Source organism: Terriglobia bacterium, assembly GCA_020072565.1.
GTDB lineage: Bacteria > Acidobacteriota > UBA6911 > UBA6911 > UBA6911 > JAFNAG01.
The window spans coordinates 1-19,497 of record JAIQGI010000075.1 but is presented as its reverse complement, the minus strand read 5'-3'; the positions used below and the strand labels follow the sequence as shown (position 1 = coordinate 19,497).

The 19,497-nt window shown below is 58.1% G+C and carries 14 protein-coding genes and 1 rRNA gene; 8 read left to right on the top strand and 7 right to left on the bottom strand.

Features of this window, described 5'->3' with window-relative positions; genetic code table 11:
- From LAP85_27185 to LAP85_27160, 6 genes are all read right to left on the bottom strand, one after another.
- A 16S ribosomal RNA gene (locus LAP85_27185) occupies positions 1-960 on the bottom strand; the annotation flags it as partial.
- Between the two features lie 250 nt (positions 961-1,210).
- On the bottom strand, positions 1,211-2,428 hold the full coding sequence (tyrS, locus tag LAP85_27180; GenBank protein MBZ5500096.1) for a tyrosine--tRNA ligase: 1,218 nt from the start codon (positions 2,426-2,428) through the stop codon (positions 1,211-1,213).
- Positions 2,429-3,270: 842 nt separating this feature from the next.
- Complete coding sequence (gene purN / locus LAP85_27175) at positions 3,271-3,852, bottom strand: phosphoribosylglycinamide formyltransferase (protein MBZ5500095.1); 582 nt, start codon at positions 3,850-3,852, stop codon at positions 3,271-3,273.
- Positions 3,853-3,867: 15 nt separating this feature from the next.
- Positions 3,868-4,923: a phosphoribosylformylglycinamidine cyclo-ligase gene (gene purM, locus LAP85_27170; GenBank protein ID MBZ5500094.1), complete on the bottom strand. Its 1,056-nt coding sequence runs from the start codon at positions 4,921-4,923 to the stop codon at positions 3,868-3,870.
- A gap of 16 nt (positions 4,924-4,939) precedes the next feature.
- A complete protein-coding gene (gene purF, locus LAP85_27165; GenBank protein MBZ5500093.1) occupies positions 4,940-6,364 on the bottom strand; it encodes an amidophosphoribosyltransferase in 1,425 nt (474 codons plus the stop codon).
- A gap of 181 nt (positions 6,365-6,545) precedes the next feature.
- Positions 6,546-6,758 (bottom strand): GxxExxY protein, encoded by a 213-nt coding sequence (locus LAP85_27160; protein ID MBZ5500092.1) that lies wholly within the window; start codon positions 6,756-6,758, stop codon positions 6,546-6,548.
- Positions 6,759-7,049: 291 nt separating this feature from the next.
- Between LAP85_27160 and LAP85_27155 the strand changes: the two genes are divergently transcribed.
- The 3 genes from LAP85_27155 (at position 7,050) to LAP85_27145 (ending at position 12,143) form a co-directional block, all read left to right on the top strand.
- Positions 7,050-11,324, top strand: a complete 4,275-nt coding sequence (locus LAP85_27155; GenBank protein MBZ5500091.1) for a lamin tail domain-containing protein — start codon at positions 7,050-7,052, stop codon at positions 11,322-11,324.
- Between the two features lie 166 nt (positions 11,325-11,490).
- On the top strand, positions 11,491-11,730 hold the full coding sequence (locus LAP85_27150) for a ribbon-helix-helix domain-containing protein (protein ID MBZ5500090.1): 240 nt from the start codon (positions 11,491-11,493) through the stop codon (positions 11,728-11,730).
- On the top strand, positions 11,727-12,143 hold the full coding sequence (locus tag LAP85_27145; protein MBZ5500089.1) for a PIN domain-containing protein: 417 nt from the start codon (positions 11,727-11,729) through the stop codon (positions 12,141-12,143). The genes LAP85_27150 and LAP85_27145 overlap by 4 nt, the downstream gene beginning before the upstream one ends.
- Positions 12,144-12,224: 81 nt before the next feature.
- Here the strand turns inward: LAP85_27145 and LAP85_27140 are convergent, their stop codons facing one another.
- Positions 12,225-12,623, bottom strand: a complete 399-nt coding sequence (locus LAP85_27140; GenBank protein MBZ5500088.1) for a hypothetical protein — start codon at positions 12,621-12,623, stop codon at positions 12,225-12,227.
- 210 nt (positions 12,624-12,833) lie between these two features.
- Here LAP85_27140 and LAP85_27135 point away from each other — a divergent pair, with 210 nt between their 5' ends.
- The 5 genes from LAP85_27135 to LAP85_27115 all read left to right on the top strand — a co-directional run bounded on the left by LAP85_27135 (position 12,834) and on the right by LAP85_27115 (position 18,689).
- Positions 12,834-13,382 carry a Uma2 family endonuclease gene (locus tag LAP85_27135; GenBank protein MBZ5500087.1) on the top strand — a complete coding sequence of 183 codons (549 nt, stop codon included), beginning with the start codon at positions 12,834-12,836 and terminating at the stop codon, positions 13,380-13,382.
- A 129-nt stretch (positions 13,383-13,511) separates the two neighbouring features.
- The gene (locus tag LAP85_27130; GenBank protein ID MBZ5500086.1) at positions 13,512-14,657 is read left to right on the top strand and encodes a VanZ family protein; all 1,146 of its coding nucleotides are present in this window, start codon (positions 13,512-13,514) and stop codon (positions 14,655-14,657) included.
- Positions 14,658-14,958: 301 nt separating this feature from the next.
- Positions 14,959-15,462 (top strand): hypothetical protein, encoded by a 504-nt coding sequence (locus LAP85_27125; GenBank protein MBZ5500085.1) that lies wholly within the window; start codon positions 14,959-14,961, stop codon positions 15,460-15,462.
- Between the two features lie 532 nt (positions 15,463-15,994).
- A complete protein-coding gene (locus tag LAP85_27120) occupies positions 15,995-17,218 on the top strand; it encodes an IS701 family transposase (GenBank protein MBZ5500084.1) in 1,224 nt (407 codons plus the stop codon).
- 169 nt (positions 17,219-17,387) lie between these two features.
- Positions 17,388-18,689: an IS1182 family transposase gene (locus LAP85_27115; GenBank protein ID MBZ5500083.1), complete on the top strand. Its 1,302-nt coding sequence runs from the start codon at positions 17,388-17,390 to the stop codon at positions 18,687-18,689.
- Positions 18,690-19,497: the final 808 nt, after the last annotated feature.

The window sequence follows — 19,497 nt, the reverse complement described above, 5'->3', positions numbered from 1 at the left end:
GCGTTGCGTCGAATTGAACCACATGCTCCACCGCTTGTGCGGGCCCCCGTCAATTCCTTTGAGTTTCAGTCTTGCGACCGTACTCCCCAGGCGGGGCACTTAACGTGTTAACTCCGGCACCGGGGGACTCAATACCCCCGACACCAAGTGCCCATCGTTTACGGCTAGGACTACCGGGGTATCTAATCCCGTTTGCTCCCCTAGCTTTCGCGCATCAGCGTCAGTCACTGTCCAGGTAGCCGCCTTCGCCACAGGTGTTCCTCCCAATATCTACGCATTTCACCGCTACACTGGGAATTCCACTACCCCCTCCAGGACTCAAGCAAAGCAGTTTCAGATGCAATTCCCGAGTTAAGCCCGGGGCTTTCACATCTGACTTGCAAAGCCGCCTACGCGCCCTTTACGCCCAGTAATTCCGAACAACGCTTGCCACCTCCGTATTACCGCGGCTGCTGGCACGGAGTTAGCCGTGGCTTCCTCAGGGGGTACAGTCAAACCGGTTAAGGTGTTCTTCCCCCCTGACAGGAGTTTACGACCCGAAGGCCTTCATCCTCCACGCGGCGTTGCTGCGTCAGGCTTTCGCCCATTGCGCAAAATTCCCCACTGCTGCCTCCCGTAGGAGTCTGGACCGTGTCTCAGTTCCAGTGTGGCCGTACGCCCTCTCAGGCCGGCTACTGATCGTCGCCTTGGTGGGCCGTTACCTCACCAACTAGCTAATCAGGCGCGAACCCCTCCCCAAGCGACTTGCGCCCTTGATCACCAGGACATGCGTCCCGGCGATGTTATGCGGTATTAGCACCGCTTTCGCGGTGTTATTCCACGCTCGAGGGCAGGTTGTTCACGTGTTACTCACCCGTCTGCCACTGTACTCGCGGGATTGCTCCCACTTTCTCGTTCGACTTGCATGTGTTAGGCACGCCGCCAGCGTTGATTCTGAGCCAGGATCAAACTCTCCAATTAAACTTGGAAGAGTCTTGAATCTTGCGATTCAAAATCTCACTGGTGTTACTGTTCTGAAATTTCTTTCAAGGAATGATTTTCGGCACGCACTATCTAGTTTTCAAAGATCCAGGCAATCCCCAATCTTACGGGTGTGCCCCCTCCTTGTCAAGCCCGCAATTTGCCCGCCGGCTCTCTTTCAAAGGGGGTGCATTATAAACGTAACATTTCCTGATCGCAAAGAAGAAAATGCAGCCGCCGACAATATTTTCTATTGGATCTTCACGCGGCAGAAGTGACGCTTTCCGCAGCGCAGCACGAATTCCGGCGTCTGCGCGGGAAGCCCGGTGGTGACGTCGTCGACCTTGTCGCCGTCGACAGAAACCGCACCCGATTTGATCAGTCGCCTGGCCTCCGATTTGGAGGAAGCCAGGCCGCCGAGGACCAGCAGATCGACAAGGCTTGCCGGCGCATCTCCCTGATTCAGCATGATTTCTGGCATTTCCTCCGGCAGCTCCCGGCGCTGATGCACGCGGGCAAAGTGCTCATGCGCCTGCCGCGCCGCTTTCTCGCCGTGAAAATCCTGGACGATCTGGCGCCCGAGCCGTGCCTTCAGCTCCATCGGATGCAGGGTCCCGGACTCGATCCCCTGCTTCATGCCCGCGATCTCCGTCATCGGGACATCCGTGAGCAGCTCCCAGTAGCGCAGCATCAGGGAATCGGAGATCGACATGATCTTTCCGAAGATCACCTCCGGCGGCTCCGTAAACCCGATGTAGTTGCCCAGAGACTTGCTCATCTTCTCGACGCCGTCCGTGCCCTCGAGCAGCGGAGTCGTCAGAATCACCTGCGCTTCCAGGCCGTACTCGCGCATGATGTCGCGCCCGACCAGCAGGTTGAACTTCTGATCCGTACCCCCGAACTCGAAGTCCGCTTCCAACGCCACCGAGTCGTAAGCCTGCGCCAGCGGGTAGAGCAGCTCGTGGATAGAGATCGGCTGGCCGGCCTTGAGGCGCTTGGTGAAGTCGTCGCGTTCGAGCATGCGCGCAACGGTGTAGCGCGAGGAAAGCCTGATCCATTCAGCCGAGCTGAGCTTGCCCAGCCAGCGACTGTTGTAGTCGATCACGGTCTTTGCCGGATCGAGGATCTTGAAAACCTGGCTCTTGAAGGTCTCGGCGTTGGCGGCTATCTCCTCCGTCGATAGCGGAGGACGGGTGCGCGACCGCCCCGTGGGATCGCCGATGGAAGCCGTGAAATCGCCGATCAGGAAAATTACGGTGTGCCCGAGATCCTGGAAGTGTTTCATTTTCCGCAACAGCACCGCGTGGCCCAGGTGCAGATCCGGAGCGGTGGGATCAAAACCCACTTTGACCTTCAAGGGCATCCCTGTGCGCACCGATTTCGCGAACTTGAGCACCGCTGCTTCTTCGCTGATGATCTCGACGGCACCCTTGCGCAGATAATCAAGCTGTTGCTGAGCACTCCTCATCAATTCCGCCCCCTCGACCTATTGAGGATCAGAAACTATGGTGGCGCCATTCTAACCTGAAGTGAACGACCACGCCAGGAAGGCGTGGCGTCGGCTTGCCCCCAAAGCGAGGCGAGCCACATATCAGAAGGCCCCGCTGGGGCCGTTCAGATTGTAATTCATCGCATCCTTAGCCAATCGTCTTCTTATCAGTTGCACGCACCTTCACCGGCCCCGCGACCGCAGCCACCAGCCCAGGGCGCAAGCCCTGGGTCCATGCGATCGTAGAAAAGGAGCCCTGCAGGGGCGACCCGCAGCACCTTCCACGCAGCCCCGCGCCAGGGGCGACCGCAGCACCTTCACCCAGCCCCGCCAGGGGCAACCGCAGCACCTTCACCCAGCCCCGCCAGGGGCAACCGCAGCCGCCAGCCCAGGGCGCAAGCCCTGGGTCCATGCGATCGTAGAAAAGGAGCCCTGCAGGGGCGATGCAACTCCAACCACCTTTTCTGTGTCGCCCTGTCATCCTTTGGACTCTGGTCCAATCCCAGGCCTTGCGGCCTGGGCTGTAAACTGCGGCCTCCCCTTCGGGGCTAGAAGCAATCCACGTCTCGCCGTAACAGCTGAGCCTGCCAGAGTCGCACGGCCGGAGGCCGTGGGTTTAGTACGCACTAATCATCGACGATGGATGGCAAGCAAAAAAGACCAGGGAATTGGCCGCCGATGGACGCAGACAGGAGCTTTCGCCGACGCAAACCAAACGGTCGGCGCCGGTCAGCGTTTTTCCGCATCCTAAACTGCATTTTGGTCGTACATTCAAGAACAATCCGGGTCAGGGCCTTCTTCACCTGCACACAACCGCGGGCTCAAGCCCGGGGCTGATCCAGAACTTGGGCGATCGCGCGCCAATACAGATCGTGTTCCTGCCGCAAAATTCTCGCAGAAAGAGAGTCCTCGGTATCACCTTCCAGAACCTCCACCGCCCGCTGCATCAGGATGCGGCCTGTGTCCACGCCCTCGTCGACCAGGTGGACCGTGCACCCGGTGATGCGCACGCCGTATGCGAGCGCTTGCCGCTGCGCGTGAAGGCCGGGGAACGCAGGCAGCAGGGCCGGATGAATGTTCACGATGCGCCCGCGATAGGCAGTGACAAACTCGGAGCTGAGCACGCGCATAAATCCCGCCAGACAGATAAGAGCGGGATCAAATGGCCGAATCGCCGCCATCAGGAGCCGGTCGTACTCCGTCCTTTCGATGCCCCGCGACGGCAGGCAGATGCACGTCAACCCCAGTTCGCGTGCCCGCGCCAGCCCCGGCGCCTCGGCCACGTTGCTGATCACACAGCAGATGCTCGCACGCAAGTCTCCGCGCGCGATTGCTTCATGGATCGCGATGAAGTTCGAACCTCGTCCAGAGAGCAGGATGGCTAGCCGCCGATTCTGTTCCATCGTCCGTCGCCTCCGTTACGCGCCGTCGCGGTAATGAACCGTCCCATCGCCGTCTACAATTTCACCAAGCTCAAAGCAGGACTCGTTCCGGGCAGCGAAGTGGCGGCCCACCGCGTCCGTGTCTTCGGGCGAAACCACCAGGATCATACCGATGCCCATGTTGAAGGTGCGATACATCTCCGCCTCTTCGATGCCCCCTTTCCGCTGCAGGTAATCGAAGATCGGCAGGACCGGCCACGACCCCTTGCGGATCTCCGCCGCTGTGCCCGGCGGAAGAATGCGCGGCAGGTTTTCCGTGATACCGCCCCCGGTGATGTGCGCCATCCCTTTCAGTGTGCCCGTATCCAGAAGCGGTTCCAGCAGAGAGAAGTAACTGCGGTGCGAAGCGAGCAGCAGGTCGGCGACCGATGCCCCAAGCTCCGGCACGATATCGCCGTGATGCAATCCGAGGCGCTCGAAGAACAGTCTGCGCGCCAGCGAGTAACCGTTGGTGTGCAGGCCCGCCGAAGCGATCCCGAGCAGGCGATCGCCGGCCCGGATGTGGGACCCGTCTATGAGCCGGGAACGATCCACGACACCGACGATAAAGCCGGCCAGATCGTACTCGCCCGGTGCGTAAAAGTCGGGCATCTCCGCCGTCTCGCCTCCGATCAGGGCGCAACGCATCTCGCGGCAGCCGCGTGCCAGGCCCGACACGACCTGTTCCACCACTTCCGACTCGAGCTTTCCGCAGGCGATATAGTCGAGGAAAAAGAGCGGCCGGGCTCCCTGGACCAGGATGTCGGACACGCAATGTGAGACCAGATCGTATCCTACCGTGTTATGGATGCCGGTCATGAAGGCGATCTTGAGCTTGGTCCCGACGCCGTCGCAGCTCGAAACCAGCAGCGGTTCGCGGTAACGGTCTTGCTCGAAACGAAACAGGGCGCCGAAGCTGCCGATGTCGGTCAGCACCCCCGGCGTGAAGGTGGCGCGCGCCAGTTTCCGGATGCGCTTTTTCGCCTCATTCGCGGTGTCAATGTTCACGCCGGATTGAGCGTAGGTCATTTTTCCAGAATCGTGATTTTGCATGAATGGACGAAACAGTTTATGAGTTTGACGGAAGGATTTCCACGAGGTTTTTCTCGAACAGCTCCCTTTGCCTTTCTTGCGGAACCACTTCGGTCGGGTAACGATCGGTGAAGCAGGCGGAGCAGAATCGTTCTCCGGCGCCGACCGACTTCAGCAGGGATTCGAGGCTCAGATAGTGAAGCGAGTCGGCCCCGATGAATTTCCTGATCTCTTCGACCGATTTGGAGGAAGCGATCAGCTCCCTCTTGGTGGGGGTGTCGATGCCGTAATAGCACGGTCCCACGATCGGCGGCGAGGTGATGCGCACGTGGATCTCCTTCGCCCCGGCCGCCCGGATGATGTGCACGATCTTTCTGCTCGTCGTGCCGCGCACGATCGAATCGTCGACGAGGATGATGCGCCGGTCGCGCAGGATCTCGCGCACCGGATTCAGTTTTACCTTCACTCCGAAATTGCGGATCGACTGCCGCGGCTCGATAAAGGTCCGGCCCACGTAATGGTTGCGGATCAGGCCGAACTCCAGAGGGAGGCCGCTCTGCTGCACGTACCCGAGCGCGGCGGACACGCCGGAATCGGGCACCGGCACGACCACGTCCGCCTCCGTCGGATACTCCATTGCCAGGTATTTCCCGAGCAGCTTCCGGCTCTCGTTCACGTTTCTCCCGAAGACCAGGCTGTCAGGGCGGCTGAAATATACGTGCTCGAAAATGCAGTATGCCGGCTTCTCCTTGGGCAGCAGAAAATGGGAGTCCAGGCTGTCCCCCTCCACGACCAGAATCTCTCCCGGCTCGACATCACGAATGTAATTGGCATCGATCAGGTCGAATGCACAGGTTTCAGAGGCGAACACAAAGCGGTCATCCACCTGCCCTATGCACAGCGGCCGGAACCCTCGCGGGTCGCGGGCCACGAGCACGGAGGTCGGCGTCAGGACCACCAGGGAGTATGCTCCCTGGATGAGTTGGAGCACTTCGGCAAACGCCTCGAGGAAAGACCGCCGCTTGGAGCGGCAGAGCAGGTGCAGGATGACCTCGCTGTCGCTGGTCGAATTGAAAATGGCGCCGTCCCGCTCCAGCTCGCGGCGCAACGCACCCGCGTTGACCAGGTTCCCGTTATGGGCCAGAGCGATCGGACCGCGCCAGCCGTCCACGAGGATCGGTTGGGCGTTGGCGATTGCGCTGCCGCCGGTCGTCGAATAACGGACGTGCCCGATCGCAGAGTCGCCGACCAGATGCTCCAGGCACGACTCATCAAAGACCTCGGCCACGTGCCCCATTCTCTTTTGCTGGTGGAGCTTCTTACCGTCAGAGCTGACGATCCCTGCCGATTCCTGGCCCCGGTGCTGCAGCGCATAGAGGCCCAGATAGGTCATGCGCGCAGCCTCCGCATGCGAGACGATGGCAAAGATGCCGCACTCGTCATGAAATCCGGCGTCAGACATCAGGCCTCCGGCCAACAACGGAAAACACAAAGTCCCATTTTCTGCCGCTCATCGTCCTGCCCTTGCGGAGGAACCTGCGATTCGAGAGTCCAATCCCGGGAACCGAAGAACTTGCGGGCTCTCGAGGGAGACAGACACCCTGTCATTATACACAACCCGAACGCAAAATAGACCGAATCAATCAGTGATACTCCCCAATCACGGATCCTTCATAATAGACGCAGATCAGCGCTTGTTGGACAATCTCGAGCCCGAGCTTTCGACCGCTGATGGCCATTGCGTTGCCGTACAGCCGTTCCAGGAAACCATATCCCAGGCTTCGGTAGACCTGGTAGAAGAGCTCGATGAGGGGACCGGTGATCTCGGCATGTTTCAATTCCGGCAGGGATATCATGCCGATAATGTTTCTTGAGTGCCACCCTCATTTCAAAAAAGGGACGCTGACGGACGCCGAAGGACGCCGACAGCTTCTTTTTCGTCGGCGCCCGTCGGCGTTCTTCCGCGTCCCCTCAGTTAAGCCGGCGGACGCTGACGGGAAAGGGGGGAATATTGTGGAAATGAACGAGAAATCGCAATAGAATGGGGCGTTGAATTTTGCGGCGAACCCCCTCAGAACCGTTCCGGCGACTCCATTCTCTGGTATTCGTGTCTGCGTATGCATATGCAACGGAGTAAAGAACCAGTGATGAAGATACCAAGGCTGTCTGTGCTCGCGTCGTTGGCTGTGACGTTCACGATCCTTCTCTGCGCTTCCTCGAGCGCCTTTGCGGACTACACGGTCAGAGGGACATTCTCTTACGAGGACCGCGATTTCAACCTCTATGGCTTTACCAACGTCAAACATACTCGTCCCATACGCTACGCGGATGTTGAAGTCTGGGCCGCAGGCAAGAGCCTTGCGGCGGGCGCCACAGATCAGAACGGCAATTATTCCATCACGGTTCCAGGCTCCACCGCACAAGCCATTAGCGTTCGCTGCTACGCCACCGCGCCGGCAACATCCGGTTTTCTCCTTGATGTGCGCAGGAACAGCAACCAGCACACCAACTTTTCCGACCCCAATGGCGCGATCTGGTACATAGAAACGGGCCAGATCCCTTATGCCGGCACTCCCACCCTGGATGCGGGAACGGTCACCGCGCCGTCAACCAATGAAGGAAATGCCTTCAATGTCTGGGATGTGATCATTGATGGTTTGGAGTTCGTGAATGCGCTCACCGGCGGTTTTCCCGCAGACAAGCTTACGGCCGTCTGGAGCAGCGCGTACTCCAAGTACAGCAGCTATTATGCCGGCCCTTCCAGCGTCCCTACGCTGACAAAAAAATACTTTTTCCTCGCGTCCGCCTATGATGATGCCGTCATCTATCACCAGTTCGGCCATTTTGTGGCGGATACCTATTCGAAACTGGACGGTCCTGCGATATCGGCAGACGGATTTCTCCCCATCTTCGGCGACGGCGATCAGGACATGCGCATGGCATGGGCTGAGGGCGTGGCCATGTTCATCGGCGCGAGCATCCGGCAGTTCAAGGGATATGCTCAACCCGAGGCATACGTAGTGACGGATGGCACGAATGCGGTTCGATCCTTTGAGATCCTGTCCCTCACCGCACCTCCCTATGCGCTCCCGCTCGTCAATCCCGCTCTTGCGAGCACGAGCGGCAGCACCAACATGCTGGCGGTGGCCAGTGCGCTCTGGAATGTGACCAGTGGCCCGGTACTGCAGCGGCCCTTCTCCGACGTGTGGAGGGCGCTGACCGCCATGAAGTCGATTACCAGTCCCGGCATCACCACCGACAAGTTCTGGGACACCTGGTTCTCGCCCGCCGTCGGCAACGGCAATCTCAGCGAGATGCAGGCCGTTTTTGGCGCGCGCGGCATCGAGTTTTTCGCAGATGCTCAGGAGCCGGACGATTCCCCTGCCAATGCTCCCGCAATTTCGACAGCCCAACTCCAGCCGGCGAGCGGCCCCAAGGTGGTGATCAATGAGATTCTGGTCGCCGGTGTCAACGCCATCGAACTGTTCAACGCCGGTGATACGACGGCGGATCTGACCGGGTGGACGGTCGCCACGGTAGCCTCTGCCCCCACAGGCTCTTTAGTCAATGTCCTGGATATGCCGGTCTGCCAGCTCAAGGCGGGCGGATTCGTTCTCCTGATAGAGGCTTCGGGCACCAGCAGCAGTTCGGTCATCTACTTCAACAGCAAATTCCCGTGGATCAGCGGCGCCGACGGAGCCTGCGATCTCAGAGACAGCACAGGCGCGGGCAAGGACTTTGTCCGCTGGGGATCCTCTCGTTACATCGGCACGTCCGGCTTCACCGGCACCAATCCGCCCTCCCCGGTGCTGGGGAAAACGATCGGACGTGACTTCAACGGCACAGACACGAATTCAGGCGACGACTGGAAGGAGCAACTTCCCAGCCTGGGCACATTCAACCTGACCGGGTTGGAGATGCATCACACCCTCTACCCGGCCGGCGACATGGATTACACCGCCTTCAACGCTACGGCCGGTCGTCTTTACGCGATCGAGACCGTCAACCTGACCAACGGCGCAGATACGGTCCTGGATATCATCGCTCCGGATGGGACGACTGTCCTGGCGACGGGCGACGACTACGGACCCACCAGTGCATCGCGCATCCTCTGGACCGCGTCCTCGAGCGGCCGGTATTACGTGCTCTGCCGCCGCTATCAAGGATCGTCGAACCTGGCCGAATATGGTTCCTATGACCTGCGCATCCTCGAAAGCGCTTCCCCATTGGGAATACCAGGACCGGACATCCTGACGGTAAGCAAACCGGGCCTGGGAGGCAGGTATCAGACCATCGGGGACGCCGTGGACGCCGCCGGCAACGGCGATACGATTCAGATCATCGACAGCGGACGCTACCTCGAGAATCTGATAATCACCGGCAAAAGCATTACGCTCAAAGTCGCCGGCGGCCAGAATCCCATCCTGGACGGCAGATCGGGCAGCGGCCCCGCCCTCGCTCTCGTTAGCCTGAAAAACGTCCGCATCGACAGCCTTACGATTGTGGGCGGCACTCAGGGCATCTGGATCTGGAACGGGAACGCCATGATCGTCAACACGATTGTGAGCAGGGCCACGGACTCAAAATTGGGAGATGGCGTCGAGGTGGTGGGCACCGGAACCAACGCGACGCTGGTGAACTGCACGGTTGTCTATAACACGCGTCTGGGGCTCGGTGTATTCTCGAACGCAACCGTGCGGATCTCCAACTCGATCCTGCGCGACAATAAGGGCGGGGCGGACGTAGGCGGTGATACCACGGCGACCGCGAGCACTATCTATGTAACGAATTCCCTGGTAGGAAAGCAGCAAACCGGGCTCGACATTATCGACAGGAGAGGCAATATCAGCGTAGATCCCAAGTTCGTCGACCCGGCCAACGACGACTTTCACCTGCAATCCTCATCTCCGGTGATAGACAAGGGAGACTCCTTGGATCAGGATCTTCCCGCCACGGATGCATGGGGCGCCCCGCGCGCCATGGATGGCGGGACCGGCCTGGGGGCGCGCCCGGACATGGGCGCCTTCGAGTACTGCTCGCTCTCGAGCCTGGGTTCGCTGGCGGTGTTTCCCCAGATTGCCGTTGGAGGAAACCCTGAGTACCGGACATCGGTGATCGCGGTCAACCCGGGCTCCCAACCCGTGGTGGTCAACGTCGCGTTGATTCAGAATGGCTCCGAACCGCTGCGCGTGAGCGCCTCCGGCAAGGTAGACAGTTCGTTCCCGATCGTTATCAGTCCCGGCGGCACGACGCGATTGGAGACCAGCATACCCTATCCGGGCGACACGCTCCAAGGCTATGCCAGGCTTCTCAGCAACCTGCCCCTGAACGGCAGCGCGCTGTTCAAGCTGATGAGCGGGAACAGCGTCGTCAGCGAGGCCGGAGTCGGGCTCTCCAAGCCCACCAGGAGTTTCACGATATATATCGACAACCTCAATGACGCCTACTCGGGCTATGCGATTGCCAATTATGGGACTGCGGTGGCGCACCTGACCCTGACGCTGCGCGACAAATTCGGCAATGTCATCCAACCCTCGCAACCGGCGGCCTCTTCTCTTGCTCTCTTCGCGGGACAGCATATCGCCGAGTTTGCTTTCCAGCGTTTTGCGAACGAAGCGGGGGCGGGATTTGAGGGGAGCATCGAGTTTGCCGGCGATCAGAACGTCTCGGCGGTCGCACTGCGCTACGACAATTGGAGTACCGCTCCGGTCTTTTCCACCATCCCGGTCCTGGTCGACGAGATGGCGACGACGCTCTATTTCCCGCAGGCAGCCGATGGCGCCGGCTATCACACCAATTTCATTCTCGTCAATCCCGGCACGATCGATACCACGGCCCGGCTGGAGTTCTTTGATAACGACGGCAAGCCTATGCAGTTGTCGATAGAGGGCGGCAGCAGGACCTCCTATGACGTGCCCGTATTGAAGGCCAAGGGCGTCTTCCGGCTCATCACCCAGGGCGCCAGTTCCCCGATCAGCGTCGGATGGGTCAAAGTGACTTCCCAGCAGCCCATCGGCGGGTCAGCCATTTTTCAGAACATACCGGCCAGTTTGATTGCGTCCGAAGCGGGCGTCGCGTCCTCCCCGCTGGCGAGTCATTTTGCCGCCTATGTCTCGAGCATCGGGGACGCGCAGTCGGGGCTCGCCATATGCAACCCGAATGACAATCAAGTATCCATCACATTGAAGTTGCGGGACACGGCCGGGAATGTAGTCGCGACCAGGCAGTTCTCGCTCTTGCCGAAGGGGCACGTTGCCACTTTCTTCTCAGGCCAGAACCAATGGTTTCCAACCGGCTTCGATGAGTTTGAAGGCACGCTCGAGGTGGTGGCGACCGGAGGTCAGGTCAGCGCCGTGGCATTGCGCTATGACAACGTGGGAGGCACCGTCTTCGCAACCCTCCCGGTGACCATAATTCAATAAACACCCCCGCTGCCGCCGCTCAGAAACTCCCTCTCCCTGCGCCGCCAGTTCCTTCCCCGTCAGCGTCCGTCAGCGTTCTCCCGCGTCCAGGCTTTTCGGTCCTGCTTGCATTTTCCTTCGAGGTGTATTATCAATATGGCAACATCGTAATACCCAGAGGATAGGCATGAAAACCATAACGCTCAAGGTACCGGACGACCTCGACGCGCGCTTGGAGTCTGTGCTCCGTAGCAAGGGGGCAACTAAATCCGCCTTTATTCGTGAGGCCATCGACGACTACTGCTCGCGCTCCGGAAACGCAGGTGCGGGGTCCTTTCTGGATCTGGGCAAGGATCTGGCCGGCTGCATCAATGGGCCGGCTGATCTTTCTGTCGGGAAAAAGCACCTCAAAGGATACGGCCGATGATTCAGAAGGTGCTCCTGGATACAGGGCCCTTGGTCGCTTACCTCAACGCCCGGGACCGCTATCATGAATGGACGGTTGCCCAGCTCTCAGGCATGGCGGCACCGCTGATCACCTGTGAAGCGGTTATCTCGCAATCGTGTTTCGTGCTGCGGAACTTCCCCGTTGCGCAGCAGGCGGTGTTCGACATGATAAGGAGGGGATTGCTGGTTATTCCTTTTGATCTGGTGAGCGAGGCCGAAGCCGTCCAGAAACTGCTGAAGCGGTATGCGGACGTGCCGATATCTGTGGCCGATGCTTGTCTGGTGCGCATGTCGGAACAGATTTCGGGCAGCGCGATCTTTACGTTGGACGGCGACTTCCGCATTTACCGCAAACACGGCCGCCAGGTCATTCCCGCGATCATCCCCGAATAGGACGCGGAAGAACGCTGACGGTCGCCGACAGGTTCTTGTTTTTTCTGCGTCCGTCGGCGTTCACCCGCGTCCAAGGTCTTTTCAGTTACGCCCGTTGGAGAAGTAGCGCTCGACGACGTTCATGAGGGCATTGAGGCGAACGTCGGTGCGCATTTGCGATTCGGTCAACCGGGCGAAACCCTCGTCCAGGCGGTGTCCCTGCTCATCCATGCGGCGTCCCTGCTCATCGACGATGCGGCCGATTCTCAAGGTCATGTCCGCGAGCTGTCCGATTTGTGCGGAGTGTTCGGCAATCTGTTTGGAATTCTCGGCGATCTGTTTGGAATTCTCGGTGATCTGTTTAGAATTCTCGGCGATCTGTTTTGAATTCTCGGCGATGGTCTTGGAGATTTCTGCCATCCGGGCGTCATGATGCGCCTGGTTGGCTGCGATAAACTCGAATTGCCGTTCGATGCGCTCGAACCGTTCTTCCGGTGTCATAGCCCTTATTTTACACCTCAGCAAGAATCGACGCACATGATGTTTCTAGAGCGCTGTGGTCATTTCAAAAAAACGCGGAAGAACGCCGGCTCAGTTGAAATAGCAGCCCCCTGGCCGAAACTACTCATCGTGAATCGCAGCAACCGATTTGGACAAGGCCATGGAGCGGTGCTATCCTGAGGGCGATTTGACCGGCGCAGGGATCAATATATGGCCACCAAAACCAGGCTTACATCAGAAGATCTTTGGCGGATGCCGGCCGACGATATCCGCCGGGAACTGGTCAACGGGCAGGTAATCGAGATGCCTCCTGCCGACTACCCACACGGGAGATTGATGGGAAGGCTCTACCGCTACTTGGTCGAGCACGTGGAAAAGCATGGTTTGGGCGAAGTCGTGGTGGGAAACGTCGGATTTGTGCTTAGTGTCCCGGGCGATCCCAACCGCGTCCGCGCGCCCGACGTGGCGTTCGTTTCGACACCAAGGCTTGCCGGAGCAGGCCACGCCTTTTTCCCTGGCGCGCCCGATCTTGCCGCCGAGATCCTTTCTCCCTCCGAGACCCTGGCGCAGATTCAGCAAAAGGTAAGCGACTATCTCGCGGCCGGATCACGCCTGGTCTGGGTCATCGATCCGGAGGCAAGAATCGCAACCATCCACAAGGCGGACGGCTCAACCCGCACAATTGCAGAGACGGAGCCGCTCGAAGACGAAGATGTCCTCCCCGGCTTCTCAATTCCCCTCTCTATCCTCTTTACCTGACGATCAGCCTCCTTCAATCTTGAAAGGCCTGGGTGCCGCTAACGTGCCGCGGAGCACTTTTCTCTGAACTCTCTACGCAACGCGAGCAACCCATTTTCGATTGCTGCGACTTTTTGATATCTTTCTCCCGTGCGCATCGCCCAGCTGAATTCGAAATTGCTTCTCTACGCCTGTCTTGCCATCTGCGCCGGCTATTTTTTCATCGGGCTCTGGCCCTTCAATTTCTTCCCCCACAATCATGGAGAAGTCCTGATGGATGGATCGGGATTATCCTTGCAACCGTTGTCGATCGCATATTCCAGCCGGGAAATCGACCTGTCCAAGAGCGGAGGCATCACCATCGAATTGGCCCTCGAAGGTGAACCGAGCGATCATATCGCCTCGGTTTTATCCTTCTACGACGGGACCCTCCCCGTAAATCTGCTCATTGCACAATGGAAATCCGGACTCCTGCTGCGTACTCGCGTTCCCGGCGCGCCGGGCCGTCGCCAGTACCGGGAGGCCGGAATCGCCGACGGCCTGCGCTCCGGTATGCGCCGCCTGGTTGCAATCAGCTCTGATGCAGACGGAACAACCTTCTATCTTGATGGAACCCTGGTCGACCGCTCTCCGAAGCTGATACTGCGCCACGAAACTCTGCGCGGCCGCCTGATTCTTGGGGACAGTCCCGCGGGGCACCAGGGTTGGAAGGGAAAATTATCAGGCCTGGCGATCTATAATCGCTCCCTGACGCCGGCAGAGATCGCGCGCAATAGCGCACTATGGCAGCGCCGAGATTTTCTCGAGCTCGAGAACGAGCGGGATTTGGAGGCGTTATATTTCTTCAATGAAGCCGGCGCCGGAACCATTTCTGACCACTCCCCGGCGCGCAACGCGCTAAAGCTTCCGGCGATCTACAGCATCCTGCACAAAACTGCTCTGCTCCCGCTGTGGGAGGATTCGTTCCACGCGACCGATCTTGCCGTTAACATTCTGGGATTCGTTCCCTTCGGCTTTTTCTATTTCCTCTATCGAACGCGCACTCGACCCAATCGCACAACGGGGAATGTTCTCCTGACGGTTTTATCCGCCGCAATCCTAAGCACCGCGATCGAGCTGATCCAGGTCTACCTGCCCACCCGCTATTCCCAGGCAGCCGATATCGTCTGCAACATCGCGGGCGCGATCCTTGGCATTATCCTCGCCGGCCTGGGACCTATTCGCGTCGATCCGCGTTCTTCGCCGTCCCGTCTGCATTCCGGACAGTTTAAATCTCCCGAGCATGAATCCTCGTAAGCCATAGGCTGCAAAATATTTAGTGGATCATCCAGTGATACTCACCCAGGGCGGCGTCCGGAGTACCTGCGCTCACCCATCCCCTGGGTCAGACAAAGCAGGACCAAACAGTACTCCCTAATCGCATAACTTAAGCATTTCCTTGAAGATAGCCTTTAGCGAACCTGCATTCTCTTTTGGGCATGCCGATTGCTTTGCATTTCTTGAATACCTGTACGGGTTGCAATGAATCTGTGCATAGGCTCAGACTCATCTCACATGAACGCAAACCGGAGCGATAGCGGCAGGCGCTGAGGTGAAAATGAAGAAGATCGCGATGTTCACCTTTTTCTTGCTTATCGTGGGCACGGGATCGGCCATGGCCGACATCGTCAAGATCGGCCCGCCGCAACTGACGGGGAGTTGGGCTCAGCACTGGTCGGAAAACGGCATCTTGGGTGGGATCATCCAGCCGTACAACAAGGTTGTCATCACGATGAACACCGGGGTGCTTGAGTATCTAACGGCAGAGACTGCCGGCTGGAGCGTCGCCGCCGCCAGCATGCTCTTCCAAGGCTCCCACAGCGGGCAATTCGACTTTGTCACGACATTTGAAGGATACTGGAGCAACGCGGTCTCGTTTAACTACCAGGTTTACTTCAACGACACACTTCTAAGCACTCAGGTCGCCGACTGGGATCCGGCTTCTGGCTGGAGCTATCAATTTCCCCAAAACTGCCTCCGTCCGATGCCGGAACCTGATCTCCTGGTGCTCTTGCTCTGCGGATTGGCTTTCGTCACCATCGTGGCATTCAGAAAACCCTGATAACGCGACACCCATTCAGTCCCGGATTCTCCGAAAAACAACGGCGCAGTAACCGGCTTGAGGATGAATGCGCCGGCATGATGAGCCTCGATCCCACTCGCGTGAAAACCTTCAAAGCATAAGACGGAAGCATCGCCTGGCCGACTTTATCGGCCTGCCAATCGTCGCCACAAATACCAAGGGCCGCCCGAGGGCGGCCCTCTTCTGCACGTCTGAACTCCAGAGTACTTTTAGGCTTTCCAGTGCCAGGCGACCAGGCTAACCGCCAGAAAGGAGACTCCGAGGAGGATCACCAGCGATGGTTCAGGAACTGGCACACCGATTACATTTTCGCTGCAACCGCTGGGTGGAACGTTTTGGAACTTGAGGAGATTGGAATCGATCTTGATTGAGGAGAGGGACTGGTTTATAGTCAGCATTGCTGTGATCGTTTCGCCCGCATCCAGGCCGAAGTTGGGCCCGCCTCCACCATTCCCTAGTACTACAACGTTAAGTATTGACACGTTTGTGCGGGCTGTGTTAGTCTGCCGGCATGAACGACAACCAGCTCGATAAATGTCGCAAGCGTTTGGAGCAATTTCTTGTCGATCTCCTGGATCCTGTTGGTCGCAGCGAGCGCCGATACTGGGGATCGGTCTATGTGCGTGGCCTGCTGCTCGATGGCGAGCGGAAATCAATAGAACCCATGGCGACTCGGATGCCGGAAGGGAATATTCAAGCCATGCAGCAGTTCGTCGGCCAAAGCCCGTGGGAATGGGAGCCGGTCTGGGAGCGACTGGGCAAGCGGATGACGGCGGAGCTTGAGCCGGACCCGGTCTGGGTCGTAGACGACACTGGCTTCCCTAAAAAGGGCGAGCATTCCGTAGGTGTCGAAAGGCAGTATTCCGGGACGCTGGGAAAAACGGCGAATTGTCAGGTTGCGGTCAGTCTTCATCATGTCGGGGAGCAAGGGAGCGCCGTTCTCGGCTGGCGCCTGTATCTGCCGGAGAGTTGGGCCGAGGACAAAGAGCGAAGGAAAGAGGCGGGCGTACCGGAAGATGTCGTCTTCAAGACGAAGTGGCAGTTGGCCGTAGACATCATCGACCAGACCCGCAGCTGGAAGGTTCCCGACAGAATCGTAGTGGCAGATGCCGGATATGGAGACGCGACGGAGTTTCGGGACGCACTGGAGACTCGCGGACTTTCTTATGTAGTAGGCATCTCTGAACAAGTAGGTGTATGGGCGAAGCCGCCGAAGATTTCTGTTCCGGAACACAGCGGCAGAGGACAGCCGCCATCGCGATATTCATATAAGGGCCAGCGGCCGACCAATGTACACGAGATCGCGCTCAAGACCAAAGGGTGGAAGAAGGTCTGCTGGCGTGAAGGCAGCAAGGGATGGCTGGAATCCCGTTTTATGGCAGTGAGGGTCCAGCCTTCGCGTGGCTATGTGCATGGCGAGCCGCCCCACAAGGAAGTATGGCTATTGGTCGAATGGCCTGAGCATGAGAAGGAACCGACAAAGTATTTTCTCTGCGATCTCGCGGAGACCTATACACTCAGACGCCTGGTTCGATTGGCAAAAGCTCGCTGGAAGATAGAACAGGATTACCAGCAGCTGAAGGAAGAGCTCGGCTTGGATCATTATGAAGGTAGAAACTGGGCAGGCTGGCATCATCACGTCACCCTGGTAATGCTGGCCCAGACCTTTCTGACGCTGGAGACTCTTCGCAATAAAAAAAACTTTTGGGTGGACCCTGCCACGGATGCGCCGTGAAATTCAATACTTGTTATTCACTTGGACCGGTGCGTGTGCATTCTGCGGTTGCGTGGTCGGATCACAGGCCAGAAGTCCTTAATAACTTAACGTAGTAGTACTAGGAGTCCGTCCGAGAAATAGCTGATTTTTGTTGATCGATAGTCTGGAGGTCCTTACCTTATGCAACATGGCAAAAACGTACCGTCCCTATTGTCCCGATCAGCTGCTCCTGCTGCCTCCGAGCTTGCAGGACTGGCTTCCTGAGAATCACCTCTCGTACTTTGTTGCTGACGTTGTGGATCAGCTGGACCTCTCGGCAATCGAGTCCTACTACGAAAAGGAAGATCGCGGCCAGCCGCCGTATCATCCGCGCATGATGACGCGGGTTCTTGTGTATGCATACTGCGTCGGAATCTTTTCCTCTCGGAAGATTCAGAAGCGTCTCGTTGAGGACGTGGCTTTTCGCGTCATCGCGGCTGGCAACCAGCCCGACTTTCGCACGATCTCGGATTTCCGCAAAATCCATCATCAGGCGCTGGAAGGGCTGTTTCAACAAGTTCTGCGGCTGGCGCTGGAAGCGGGTGCCATCAAGGTGGGGCGCGTGGCCCTGGATGGCACGAAGGTGAAAGCCAACGCCTCCAAGCATAAGGCCATGAGCTATGGGCGCATGAAGGAAACGGAACGCACCCTGCGGGAAGAAGTGCGCAAATTGCTGGCTCAAGCCAAGGCGGCGGATGAGGATGAAGACGCGCGGTACGGAAAAGACAAGCGCGGCGACGAACTTCCCGAGGAATTGAACCGACGGGAGACGAGGCTGAAACGGATCCGCGAAGCCAAGCGTGCGCTGGAGCAGCGCGCCCGGCAGGAGGCGGAAGATAAAGGCAAGAGCCAGGAAGAAGCCAAGGAAGCCAAACCCAAAGACAACGCGCAATACAATTTCACCGATCCGGAGTCGCGCATCATGAAGGGATCGGATGGCTTTGTGCAGGCTTACAACGCGCAGGCCGCGGTGGAAGCCACGACACAACTGATCGTTGCACAGGCAGTCACGCAAGAAGCAAATGACAAGCAGCAGGTTGTGCCGATGGTTCAAACAACCACCGGACAATCCGGACAAAAAGCGGCTGAGCTCTTGGCCGACAGCGGATATTGTTCGGAGGAGAATCTGGAATATCTTGAGACTAAGAAGATCGATGCGTACATAGCTACCGAAAGACAGAAGCACGGCGAGAGAACGACCTGCAAACGCGGCCCCCTGCCGAAGGGCGCAACCCTCGTTGATAAGATGAGACGGAAGGTACAGAACAAGATTGGGGCGGCTGTCTATGTGGGGCGCAAATCGATCGTCGAACCGGTATTCGGGCAGATTAAGCGCGCTCGGGGCTTTACTCAATTTAACTTGAGAGGAATTGCCAAGGTGCGTGCTGAATGGGCACTGGTGTGCCTGACGCACAACATTTTGAAGATGTTCAGGCTTTGTTGGGGGTAAAACAACCACCCAAAGCCTCATAAGCACCCGATTTGGGCATAAAAGGTCCACATGCCAAAATCGGGAGGCAAAATCAGCCACAAAAACAGCCCTGTGGAAAACTTTCGCGATGAGCTCAGCCGATGAAGGGGTGTTAAATCGCATTACTCGGACGGACTCCTAGCACGGAGATCCTGTGCTCCATGCTTCCCATCCCGGCATCATAACTCGCGTACATCCAGCCCGCACTCAGGGGCGGCGGAATAAATGTGGAACTGGTTACCACGATATCAGGCGTGGTATTGAAACCAGCTGCGGTTATGAATCCAATTCCCGGACCCGTTGAGGAAGCATTATTGACCACCAGGGTCAAAATATTCGCCGCCATCCGATTTTTGACTTCGATCTCTTACAGGAGTTGCTCTTCGGGGGTGGCCCTTTTTATCTCTTGGGGAACGTTGGCGCCTATCCCCAAGATTATGGTTGACCGACACAGGAGCTACCATGATGCCGCGCTAATTCTATGAGGTTGTCCAAGATCGCTGTGGGCAAGGGAAATCCGGCCATTCCATCTCAAATATTAGAAATAGGGGTCTTCTCCAAAGTGAGTGGGTAACTTTTCGGTCGTAATCCACTCTTTGATCTTCCAATGAGTTTCCTTACCAGTGCCTCGGCGGTTAAATCTTTTGCAAGCTGGGGGCCGCAGGCTTCGCGCCAAACAAAGTGCGTTTGGCACTGCGCCTGCCCGGGCCCCATCGCTTGCAATTCCTCACTACGGCGCCGCAAAGCCCCAATGCCAATTGGGGGGCTTTGCGGCGCCTCCAAGAGC